This is a genomic window from Allopusillimonas soli, from assembly GCF_004153445.1.
GTDB classification, from domain to species: Bacteria; Pseudomonadota; Gammaproteobacteria; order Burkholderiales; family Burkholderiaceae_B; genus Allopusillimonas; species Allopusillimonas soli.
In genome coordinates this window covers 772864-783609 of the sequence record NZ_SDQC01000001.1, presented here as the reverse complement: position 1 = coordinate 783609, position 10746 = coordinate 772864, and the positions used below count along the sequence as shown (strand labels likewise).

At 60.6% G+C, this 10746-nt stretch carries 9 protein-coding genes and 1 pseudogene; 6 read left to right on the top strand and 4 right to left on the bottom strand.

The genetic code is table 11. The features are described 5' to 3' along the window. Positions 1-149 precede the first annotated feature (149 nt). The 4 genes and pseudogenes from ERD78_RS03645 (at position 150) to ERD78_RS03630 (ending at position 4998) form a co-directional block, all read left to right on the top strand. Positions 150-1118 (top strand): Bug family tripartite tricarboxylate transporter substrate binding protein, encoded by a 969-nt coding sequence (locus ERD78_RS03645; protein WP_129967877.1) that lies wholly within the window; start codon positions 150-152, stop codon positions 1116-1118. A gap of 81 nt (positions 1119-1199) precedes the next feature. Next, on the top strand, positions 1200-2000 hold the full coding sequence (locus ERD78_RS03640) for an enoyl-CoA hydratase/isomerase family protein (protein ID WP_129967876.1): 801 nt from the start codon (positions 1200-1202) through the stop codon (positions 1998-2000). Further along, positions 1997-4123, top strand: coding sequence for an acetate--CoA ligase family protein (locus ERD78_RS03635; RefSeq protein ID WP_129967875.1), 2127 nt, complete (start codon positions 1997-1999; stop codon positions 4121-4123). The genes ERD78_RS03640 and ERD78_RS03635 overlap by 4 nt, the downstream gene beginning before the upstream one ends. A 25-nt stretch (positions 4124-4148) precedes the next feature. Next, positions 4149-4998, top strand: a pseudogene (locus ERD78_RS03630) (cysteine hydrolase family protein). A gap of 48 nt (positions 4999-5046) precedes the next feature. Here ERD78_RS03630 and ERD78_RS03625 read toward each other — a convergent pair. The 4 genes from ERD78_RS03625 to ERD78_RS03610 form a co-directional block, all read right to left on the bottom strand. Then, positions 5047-5892, bottom strand: a complete 846-nt coding sequence (locus ERD78_RS03625; protein ID WP_129967874.1) for a carbohydrate ABC transporter permease — start codon at positions 5890-5892, stop codon at positions 5047-5049. 2 nt (positions 5893-5894) lie between these two features. Further along, positions 5895-6830 carry a carbohydrate ABC transporter permease gene (locus ERD78_RS03620; protein WP_245152317.1) on the bottom strand — a complete coding sequence of 312 codons (936 nt, stop codon included), beginning with the start codon at positions 6828-6830 and terminating at the stop codon, positions 5895-5897. A 9-nt stretch (positions 6831-6839) separates the two neighbouring features. After that, positions 6840-7841 carry an ABC transporter ATP-binding protein gene (locus ERD78_RS03615; protein ID WP_245152316.1) on the bottom strand — a complete coding sequence of 334 codons (1002 nt, stop codon included), beginning with the start codon at positions 7839-7841 and terminating at the stop codon, positions 6840-6842. A gap of 72 nt (positions 7842-7913) precedes the next feature. Further along, positions 7914-9383: an ABC transporter substrate-binding protein gene (locus ERD78_RS03610; RefSeq protein ID WP_129967872.1), complete on the bottom strand. Its 1470-nt coding sequence runs from the start codon at positions 9381-9383 to the stop codon at positions 7914-7916. A 284-nt stretch (positions 9384-9667) separates the two neighbouring features. Between ERD78_RS03610 and catC the strand changes: the two genes are divergently transcribed. Then, entirely contained in the window at positions 9668-9955 is a 288-nt protein-coding gene (catC, locus tag ERD78_RS03605; protein ID WP_129968332.1) for a muconolactone Delta-isomerase, read from the top strand. Continuing rightward, a complete protein-coding gene (gene pcaD, locus ERD78_RS03600) occupies positions 9952-10731 on the top strand; it encodes a 3-oxoadipate enol-lactonase (RefSeq protein WP_129967871.1) in 780 nt (259 codons plus the stop codon). The genes catC and pcaD overlap by 4 nt, the downstream gene beginning before the upstream one ends. Positions 10732-10746: the final 15 nt, after the last annotated feature.

The window sequence follows — 10746 nt, the reverse complement described above, 5'->3', positions numbered from 1 at the left end:
TTTTCGAATGCGGAAAGTGGAAATTATATATTCCACACAGTGAAATAAGTGGGATGCCTGCGGCAGCGCCCGCAGCTAGACTGTAAGACCAGTACACAGCGACAAATCCTTATCCCGAGCCCTTCGGGCACTTTTCCACGGAGACAACAATGTCATATAAAACTCTGGCCGCTACGGCCGCACTCGCCTTGGGCGTATTGTCGGCGGCGCCGGCAATCGCCGCTTTTCCCGATCACGCCATTGAAATCGTCGTGCCCTTTTCCCCGGGAGGAGGCACCGACCAGATCTCGCGCACGATTGCCGATGGCATGGCCAAGTCGCTTGGTCAGCCCGTTGTCGTCATGAACAAGCCGGGGGCAGGCACCATCATCGGCACGGGTTATGTCGCGAAGGCCAAGCCCGACGGCTATACGCTGGTCATGGCAACGTTTGCACATGTGGTGAATCCCAGCCTGCATAAAGACCTGCCATTCGATATCGACAAGGATTTCAAGCCGGTCGCACTGGTCGGAACATCACCCAATGTGCTGGTGGTCAACAGCAAAAGCCCATACAAATCGGTCAAGGACATCATTGACTATGCCAAGGCGCATCCCAGCAAGCTCACCTTTGGCTCCTACGGCACGGGCACGTCAGCGCACCTGGCAGCGGCCCTGTTCGAGAATCTCGCCAACGTGAAGATGACGCATGTGCCTTACAAGGGCAGCAGTCCGGCTATCACGGATCTCCTGGGTGGGCAGATAGATATGGTGTTCAGCACGGCGGCCAGCGTGTCTCAGTACGTGAAGGCGGGTCGTTTGCGCGCCATTGCCGTGACGGCAAAGGAACGTTCCACCGCCTTTCCGGACACGCCGACCATAGCCGAGTCGGGCCTGCCCGATTATGCGGCCGAAAGCTGGTATGGGCTGCTCGCGCCCGCAGGTACGCCGGATGAGGCCATCCAGGTGCTCAACCAGGCGGCGGGCAAGGCCATCCAGTCAGACGAATTCCAGCGCCAGATCAAGACCGAAGGGCTGAATCCCCATGTCGGGCCGCCCAAGGATCTCCAGGACTATATTTCCGCCGAGGAGCAACGCTGGCGCAAGGTAGTGCATGACGCGCACATTTCCCTTCAGTGACAGAGCCCTGCATGACGGCGGATCTGCACGTGCAATCTCGTGCTGGCGCCGGCATGCCCAACAACTTCCGGATTACATCAGATGAGCAGTACAAACCGTATCAGGCTGGAAACCGAGGATGGCATCGCCACTGTCGTTCTCAACCGTCCAGAAAAGCGCAATGCATTGGATGACGGCATGCGCGAGGAATTGCTTGCCGCACTGCGCGGCCTTGCCGACGACAAATCGGTGCGGGCCGTGGTCATCACAGGAACGGGCAAGGCTTTTTGTGCGGGGGGCGATATTGCCGCCATGCGGGAGCGCGCCCAGGCGCCTCTGGGAGAACTGGCCTTCAACGGCTGGAGCCGCCAGCAAAAAACACATCAGGTCGTTGCCTTTCTGCACACACTGCCCAAGCCCGTGGTGGCGGCCGTCAATGGCGCAGCCACCGGTCTCGGGGCGGACATCGCGCTCAGTTGCGATTTTGTCGTGGCCGGCGAGGCGGCCTCCTTTGCCTGGAACTATGTACTGCGCGGATTGATTCCCGACGGCGGCGGCATGTACTTCCTGCCACGCCGCGTAGGCCTGAGCAAGGCACGGCATCTGATTTACTCGGGCCGGACAATTTCCGCCGCTGAGGCGCAACGCATAGGTGTCGTGGACCAGCTTGTCCCCCAGGACAGTCTGCTTGAGCAGGCGCGCGCCTTCATTCGCGATTGCACGCAGGGCTCGGCGTCCGCCATTGCATTGTCCAAGTCGATACTGAACAAGAGCTTCGAAATGGATGCGGAAGCCGTTTTCGCCCAAGGCAGCCAAGCCCAGGCGATCTGTTATACCAGTACGGAGCACAGGCAGTCGATTGCCGCATTCCTGGAAAAGCGGAGCGGGGCCGATAAGCAATGAGTACCATCGATTCCCTGTTCAGACCGCGCAGCGTCGCCATCGTTGGCGCCTCGGCAGACCCGGCCAAGACGTCCGGCAAGCCGCTTGCCTACCTGCGCAAACACGGCTACGCGGGCGCCATTTATCCCGTCAATCCCAAAGTCAGTCATATCGACGGTGTGCCGTGCTTTCCGGACATAGCATCCCTGCCGCAGCCGCCGGATGTCGCCATCGTCATGCTGAGTGCGGACAGAGCCATCGAAGCGGTGCGTGAGCTTGCGGCCAAGGGCACGGCGGCCGCCATCGTGCTGGCCAGTGGCTATGCGGAACTTGGCGAGGATGGCGCGCGTCGCCAGCAGGCACTCAAGCAGGCCGCCGGCTCAATGCGGCTGCTCGGCCCGAACACGATTGGGCTGGTGAACCTGACGGACGGCATTCCGCTGTCGGCCAGCGGCGCACTGGAGGCCGGTCTGCTGCCTGCGGGGAATATCGCACTGGTATCCCAGAGCGGCGGCATTCTGGGATCGCTGCTGTCCCGGGCGGCGGCGCAGGGCATCGGGTTTTCAAAACTGGTTTCCACCAGCAACGAAGCCGACCTGGGCTTGGCGGACATCATTGACGCACTGGTGGACGACGCGGCCACGCACGTGATTGCTCTGTATATGGAGACATTGCGCGATCCGGTGCGCTTTCGGCGGGTGGCGGCGCGCGCGCGCGCGGCGGGCAAGCCCATCGTCGCATTCAAGATAGGCCGCTCGGAGTCCGGTGCGCGCTCGGCGGTTTCTCATACCGGGGCGATGTCGGGCGCGGATCGCATGTATGAGGCGCTATTCAGCGATGCGGGCATCTGGCGCGTGTACGATTTTGCGGATCTGCTGAATGTGCCCGCCGCGCTTGCCGTGGGCCGCAAGCTCAGGGGAAAGCGTGTTGCGATACTGACATCGACTGGCGGTGCGGGCACGTTGGTCGCCGACAGCCTTGGGCTTGCCGGGTTTGAAACACCCGTTCCCGATGCGGCGACATCGGAACGGCTGCGCAGCATACAGCACACGCAATCGGCATTGGATCGCAATCCCATCGATGTCACGCTGGCCGGTCTTGATCCGCAGGTGCTGCGATCCGCCATCAGCGCCTTGATGGATAGCGATACCTATGATGGCATCGTGGCGGTGGTCGGGTCGTCGGCGCTTGCACAACCCGATCTCATGGCGGATGCCATTGGCGCATGCCTGCATCTGAGCGCCAAGCCCGTGATCGCTTATGTCAGCCCGCATGCTCCGCACATCACAGCGCGTTTGAATCAACGGGGTATCCCCGCCTTCAATGCGCCCGAAGCCTGCGCTGCGGCATTTCTCGCCATGCATGCCTTGCCTGGCGGTCCAGCGTCCGGAGGATCGGAAGCACAGATGGAAGGAGCGCGCGAAGCCGTGAATACACCGAATGGAGGGCCTTCCTTGCTCCCTGCCGGCTTGGCGCAGGCCAGCGGCACGCTTGACGAGGCGTCTTCCAAACTGTTGTTTGCCCGCTTTGGCATTCCTTCCACCCGCGAGACCGTCGTGCATGACGAGGTGCAGGCGCAGGCGGCGGCCGTGCAATTCGGAGGCAGTATTGCGCTGAAGATCCTGTCGGCCGATATTACGCACAAGCGTGATGTGGGGGGGGTTGCGTTGGGGCTGGATGCGCAGTCCGTGGGCCCCGCGCTTGCGAGCATGCGACGCCAGGTGCTCGAGAGCACCGGCCATGCCCCGCGGGCCTTCCTGGTGCAGGAGATGATTACCGATGCAGACGAGCTCTTGCTTGGCCTTGCCCGGGACAGCCTGGGTTCGGCGATCCTGCTGGGTGCCGGCGGCACGCATACGGAGCTGCTCTCGGATACGCAGCTTCGCATGCAGCCGCTGGATCGCGCGCTGCGGTTCGATGAGGCCATGGATATGTTGCGCAGCCTCAAGACCTGGTCTTTGTTGACCGGCTATCGCGGCCAGCCGCCGCGGGATGTGCAGGCCATGGCCCGCTGCATTCAATCGTTCTCCGAAATGGTGCTGGCACTGGGCGACAGGCTCCGGGAAGCGGAAATCAATCCCATGTTTGTGCGCGGCGCGGGAAAGGGCGTCGTGGCGGGAGATGGTGTGGTCGTTATAGACTGATGGTTTCGTTTTCCGCGGTGCCCCCATGGCCAAAGATATTCATCTACTGATCGTTGACCCCCAGAACGATTTCTGCGACCTGCCCGACGAATGGCTTCCGGCGGACCCCATGGCTGGGCGCACCGAACGTCTGCGGCCACAATTAGCGGTCCCTGGCGCACGAGGACATGTTGCGCTTGTCCGACTTTATCCGCATCCATGGGGAAAAGCTGTCCGGCATTACGGTAACGCTCGATTCCCATCATCACGTGGGCATAGAGCGGCCAGCATTCTGGGTCGGTCCGGCTGGCGCCGACGTCGCGCCCTTCACCCCGATAACTGCCGGTCAGGTGCGCACGGGAGACTATTTGCCGCGGGATCCCGCACTGTTGGATCGCGTACTGGCTTATCTTGACGCACTCGAATCAGCCGGGCGCTATACCCATATGATTTGGCCCGCTCACTGCGAGATAGGAAGTTGGGGCCACGGCGTCCATGCCGCCGTACATGCGGCTTACAACAGTTGGGAATCGCGGCGCGCGCAGTCGGTGGGCAAGATTCTGAAAGGCCAGAACCCGCTTACCGAGCATTACAGCGCCGTGAAGGCCGAAGTTCCCGATCCCGACGATCCGGCCACCGATGTCAATCGGATGCTGCTGGGGCGTCTTGAGTCTGCCGATGTCATCGTGGTGGCTGGCGAAGCAGGCAGCCACTGCGTGCGTGCCACCACGGAGCATCTGCTCGAGTATCTCGAGCCGGACCGCGCGCGACAGCTTGTTCTTCTTGGGGATTGCATCAGCCCGGTTACCGGATTCGAGCGGGAATACGAGGCATTCCTGGCTGCCATGTCGGCACGGGGCGTGCGCACCGTGCCCGTCTGCGATTTCAATCTGTAGCAATGTTGTGCGCCCAGGTTGATCCGTGGCCTTTTCGTTGCAAGCCGGTCATTTGCGCGCTACGGCGGTCAGACCTGCAACCAGTTGGTCGATAAAGAAGGTGTACAGCACCGCCACCGGGATGCTGGCAATCAGCGCGCCGGCAAGCAGAGGCCCCCAGTGGTATACATCGCCACGTATAAGATCGGTGGGCACGGCAACGCTGATGGTTTTCGAGGCGGAGCTCGTGACAAAGGCCAGGGCGTAAATGAATTCGCTGGTGGACAGCGTGAAGGCAAAGACAACGACCGTGAGCAGTCCCGGCATCGCCAGTGGCAGGATAACGTGTAGAAAGGCGCCCAGCCGTCCATGCCCGTCTATCATGGCCTGCTCCTCGATGTCCACGGGAATACCCTTGAAAAAGCCCATGAGCAGCCAGGTGCAGAATGGAATGGTGAAGGTCGGATAGGCCAGCACCAGCGCCCACAGGGAATTCTGCAGGCCCAGAAGCGCGATGACTTTGGAAAAGGGAATGAAAAGCAGCGTCGGCGGCACAAGATAGCTCAGAAAAATCCCTATGCCCAGCGACTCTCCCCATCTTCCCGCAAGGCGCGCCAGGCCATAGGCGGCGGGCACCGCCAGCACCAATGTGATGGCCACCACAGCCAGCCCCACCAGTGCCGTGTTCAGCAGCCACTGTGTGAACTGAGTGTGCAGGAACAACTGCTCTATGTTGGCCACCGTGGGTGCCTCGGTGAACCAGAACGGATTGTTCGCCGGCGAGAATATGTCTGACTGCGTCTTGAACGTCGTGATCAGCATGACGTAGAAGGGCAGGGCCGAAAACAGCGTGAACAGAAGAACCGCGGCGTACAGGCCGCCGCGGCCGCCATAATACCTTGCCTTTCTCGACATGGTCAGATCTCCCGCCGCCGTATGGCGGCCAGAATAATCACCGATACGGCGGCCAATACTGGCAGGAGAAATAGCGCCGCCGCCGCGCCCTGACCGAGTGCGCCGCCCTGCACGCCGGTGAAGAATGCAAGTGTGGTCAGTACCTGCGTGCTGTTTGCCGGCCCGCCGCGTGTCAGTATGTAGACGGTTACGATATCGCTGAATGTGAACACAAAGGTAAACAGGATCGTGACGCCAAAGACGGGATAGAGAATGGGAAACACGATCTGGAACAAGCGGCGGAAGTAGCCTGCACCATCTATCTGTGCCTGTTCGGCGATATCGCGCGGTACGCCATTGAGTCCGGCCAGTATGATCACGGTACCCAGGGGCAGCATGCGCCATATATTCACCAACACAATGGACGCCAGCGCCAGTCCGGACCGCCCAAGCCAGTAGGCATTTGGAAAGGGTCCGAACAGGTCTCCCTGCTTGCCCATCAACCCCATTGCGCGCAGCAGCCAGTCCAGTGGACTGAATGTCGAGTCCAGCATCCACAGCCAGGCAATCACGCTCAAGGAGGCGGGCGCTGTCCAAGGCAGCAGGATCAGGAAGCGGACTATCCATTTGCCCCGAAAATCACGCAATAGCAGTTCGGCCTGTATGGTGGCGAGCACCAGCACACCTGCCAGAGTGGTCGTTGTGATCAGCAGCGTGTTGCCGACGGCCCGCAGAAAATCAGGACGGGAAAACAGGGCCTCGAAATTGGCAAGGCCCACGAACTTTGCCGCAATGCCTCCCGTCGTAATGTCGCTGAGGCTGTAGTACACCGCCAGAATGATGGGCACGCCCAGCAGCAGCGCAATATAGAGAATTGCCGGCAAAACCATGGCCGCCGCCAGCCAGTTGTCGCGCGTGCCCGCGGTCATGCCCGAATGAGCCGGTAAGGATCCGTTCATGCTGGTCTCCTAGCGGCGGCGCAGTCCCGTCCCAGCGTCGAAGCGCTGGACCAGGCCTGGCGGCACATGGAAGTGGTGGTGCATGCCCGTTCGCAGCGATTCGGCGCCGAGTTCGGGTAGCTTGATGATGATGTCCGTTGGCGGGTTTCCGGCGATACCGTACACCAGCGCATCGGCACCAAGCAATTCACCCTGCTGAACAAGCATGCTGACCGGATATGCACCGTCCGGTACGACACTGTTGGATGGATAGGCATGCTCGGGATGGAAACCGATGAGCACATCGCCTTCCGGCAGCAGATTCATGGGAGGCGAGCCCATGAATTGCGCCACAAACGTGTTGGCCGGCTCATGGTAGATTTCGTGCGGCGTGCCTATCTGCTGAATCTTGCCTGCGTTCATGACCGCCACGCGCTGTCCAAGCCCCATCGCCTCAACCTGATCGTGCGTCACATAAATAGTGGTTACGCCGGTTTCCTGATGCAGGCGTTTGAATTCACGCCGCGCGGCGTGGCGCAGCTTGGCGTCCAGGTTGGACAGCGGCTCGTCCATCAGAAACAGGCTGGGAGAGCGCACCAGCGCCCGGGCCAATGCAACACGCTGGCGCTCTCCACCCGAAAGTTCGCGGGGCCTGCGCGTGAGCAAATGCCCGATGCCGAACAGCCCGGCCGCCCAGTCGACTTTCTCGCGTATGGCTGCCGCGGGCGTCTTGAGCGCTTCCAGCGGAAAGGAAATGTTCTTCTCCACGGTCTTGTGGGGATACAGCGCATAGCTCTGGAATACCATCGAGATATTGCGATCCTTCGGTGCAAGATCGTTGGCCAGCTTGTCGCCGATCAGTATCGTTCCGGAAGTCGGCTGCTCCAGCCCGGCAATGGTGCGCATCAATGTCGATTTGCCTGACCCCGAGGCGCCCAGCAGCACCAGGAACTCGCCATCGGGCACGTCAAGACTGATGCCTTCGACCGCTTTGACGCGGCCATAGTACGTATGAAGATCCCGAATGCTCAAGCTTGCCAATTCACACCTCTCGTATTGAAGGAGGCGCCCGCGACCGCCGCCGCGGGCTGCGAAGATGTTGCCTCAGGCGTCGCCGCCTATCAGTCCGCGCTTGCGCCAGTTTTCATAGATCTTGCTGATGCGACCGGCCGCCTCATCCACGGCCTCTTCCGGCTTCAGATCGCCACGCGCGGCCTTGGCCATCATGTTGGGCAGAATGAAGGTATTGAACACCTCGCCCACGGCAGGGCTGGAATAGCCCGGATGTCCCAGGTTGGTGGTCCATTCCGTGGCGCTCTTGAGAGAGGCCAGCTTGCCGTCCGCCTCGCCATCCAGTTTGAACGGATCATGCGTGAACCAGGCGTCGCTCAACTGTTTCAAGGTCGAAGCGCCGTCCACCTTGTCGTAGCCGCGTTCGCCGTCCGGCACGGCGGTGTTGAAATAGCTTGGCGAGTTGTAGAGCTTGCTTTGATAGACAGCCTGGTCATAGCTCTTGAGCAGATGCAGGATGAACTGCTTGGCTGTATCTTCGCCAGCCTTGGCGAACTTAGGAATGATGTAGTTGTAAAGCACGTGCACATTGGCCCAGCGCGTGCCGTTGGGTCCGGCAAGCGGTCCGGTGAAGAACACATCGCGTGCGATATCCGGCTTGCTCTGCTGCGCCGACCGATAGGCCGAGATTGAGTTCAATATATAGGAAGCCTGCCCTGCGATCAGATCCTGATTGTTGGATGCCGCATTCCAGGAAAATACGGCGGGCGTCATTGCCTTCTGGAACAGATCGGTCATGTACTTCACGGCTTCCACGGCGCGCCGCCGAAAGACGCCCTTGTTCAGCACCACATTGTCCCATTCATCCTGGACATAGGTGTCCCACGCCCACAATATCGAGCGTGCCGCCATATTCGAATCCAGTTCCTGCGACATGCCTATGCCGACCTTCACGCCCTGTTCGTCGCGTATCCGCGCACCTACCTCGAGCAATTCCTGCCAGCTGTCCGGTCCTTGCGGCATACCGGCTTTTTTCCACAGCGATTGACGGTAGTCGCCGCAGTCTATCGTCCACCCGTGGCAGAAGGCATACCAGGCCTTGGTGACCGGATTCCTGGACACGCGTTCCGCAACAAAAAAGGGCGCGCCAAACTGCTTGCCCGCCTCTTGGTTGATATCGGCCATGTCCAGCACGTTCGGCATGAACTGGGCCGCTTCAGGGCCGAGTTCTATCAGGTCGTGACCCGAGCCGGCGGACATTTCCGATGTAGTCGTTGTGACCAGGTCGCCGATATTGATGTGGTCCACCACGACATTCACGCCATTGGCTTTGCCCCACTCCTTGGCAAAGTTGTCGAACCAGGTATCGTAGCTTGGAACGAAATGGCTCCATTGCAGAATCTTCAGAGAGCGCTCGGCCGCCATGGCCGACCTTATCCTGAACAGCGGCATTGCGATGGATGCCAGTCCAGCAGCGCCGGCCGCCTGCAGCACGCGTCTTCGCGACGGCCGCGCGGGCGTCGCGGCAGCGGTGGAACTGAAGGGTGGTTTGTTTTGTGACATGATCTGCCTCCTCCAAATGATGAAGGGGGAGTCAGTCTCGCTATCTTGCCGGCTACTCTCCCTTCGGATGGGACTGCAGCTGCGTAGCGGTCGAAATGTGCTGGCGCGTCACGCAAGGAAACGAAAGCGCAAAGGCTTTGATGTGAATTGTAAGACAATGATAGGGAATGTCAAAATCTCCACTTCGACCGTCTGGTGAAACAGCGGGCCCGCGTGTGATCCGCCGTCGCACATATCAGGGTACAGTCGATGCATGGTTCATGACCTTTCATTGCGAGGACAAAATGCTATACATGGTAGACATGACGGTGAATCTGCCGCATGACATGCCCGCGGACCGGGCAGATGACATCAAGGCCAGGGAAAAGGCCTATGCGCTGGATCTGCAGCGTCAGGGAAAATGGCCGCACATATGGCGCGTGGTGGGTGAGTATCGAAACATCAGCATTTTCGATGCGGCCGATCACAGCGAGCTGCACCAGCTATTGAGCCAGTTGCCCTTGTTTCCCTACATGGTCATCAAGGTAACGCCGTTGTGCCAGCATCCTTCGTCCTTGCAGGCCCAGTCATGAGCACCCTGGACCTGGATGGTGCATCCTTCCATTACGTTCTTGAAGGGCCCGGCGGCGCACCGGTTTTGCTGTTCTCCAATTCGCTTGGAACGGACTTGTCGCTCTGGGACGCACAGGCTGAAGCGCTGCGCGACACATATCAAGTGCTTCGCTACGACACACGCGGACATGGCAGCTCGGTCAAGAACGCGGGGCCATATACCATCGAACAGCTTGGTCGCGACGTCCTGAAACTGGCCGACGCACTGGAACTGCCACGTTTTTCATTCTGTGGAATTTCCATGGGTGGTCTCATCGGGCAGTGGCTTGGCCGGCATGCGCCCGAGCGCCTCGAGCGCCTCGTGCTTGCCAACACGGCTGCGCGCATCGGCACGGCGCAAGCGTGGAGTGAACGCGCCGCACTGGTGCGCAAGGAAGGCATGCAGCCTGTCGTGGCGGGCACGCCTGCCCGCTGGTTTACCGCCCGCTTCGTGTCCACACACCCAGAGATTGTGGACCCGTGGCTGCAAGCGCTGGGCCGTACCGATCCGGAAGGCTACGCGGCTTGCTGCGAGGCCATCGGCCAGGCCGACTTCCGCGATGAGCTCCAGCGCATACACACGCCAACCTTGGTCCTTACCGGGAGACACGATCCCGTGACGACGCCGGAGCACGCGGACTATATCGCGGGCCGGATAGCGGGGGCGCGGCGCATTGACCTCGATGCATCGCATCTGTCCAATCTTGAGGATGCCGAGGGATTCAACCGAGCGCTGCGGGCGCATTTGCAGCCCTGACTGGGCGTGGCCTGG

Coding starts and splice junctions, on each gene's coding strand:
- ERD78_RS03645 (WP_129967877.1), top strand. CDS start 150: ATGTCATATAAAACTCTGGCCGCTACGGCCGCACTCGCCTTGGGCGTA.
- ERD78_RS03640 (WP_129967876.1), top strand. CDS start 1,200: ATGAGCAGTACAAACCGTATCAGGCTGGAAACCGAGGATGGCATCGCC.
- ERD78_RS03635 (WP_129967875.1), top strand. CDS start 1,997: ATGAGTACCATCGATTCCCTGTTCAGACCGCGCAGCGTCGCCATCGTT.
- ERD78_RS03625 (WP_129967874.1), bottom strand. CDS start 5,892: ATGTCGAGAAAGGCAAGGTATTATGGCGGCCGCGGCGGCCTGTACGCC.
- ERD78_RS03620 (WP_245152317.1), bottom strand. CDS start 6,830: ATGAACGGATCCTTACCGGCTCATTCGGGCATGACCGCGGGCACGCGC.
- ERD78_RS03610 (WP_129967872.1), bottom strand. CDS start 9,383: ATGTCACAAAACAAACCACCCTTCAGTTCCACCGCTGCCGCGACGCCC.
- catC (WP_129968332.1), top strand. CDS start 9,668: ATGCTATACATGGTAGACATGACGGTGAATCTGCCGCATGACATGCCC.
- pcaD (WP_129967871.1), top strand. CDS start 9,952: ATGAGCACCCTGGACCTGGATGGTGCATCCTTCCATTACGTTCTTGAA.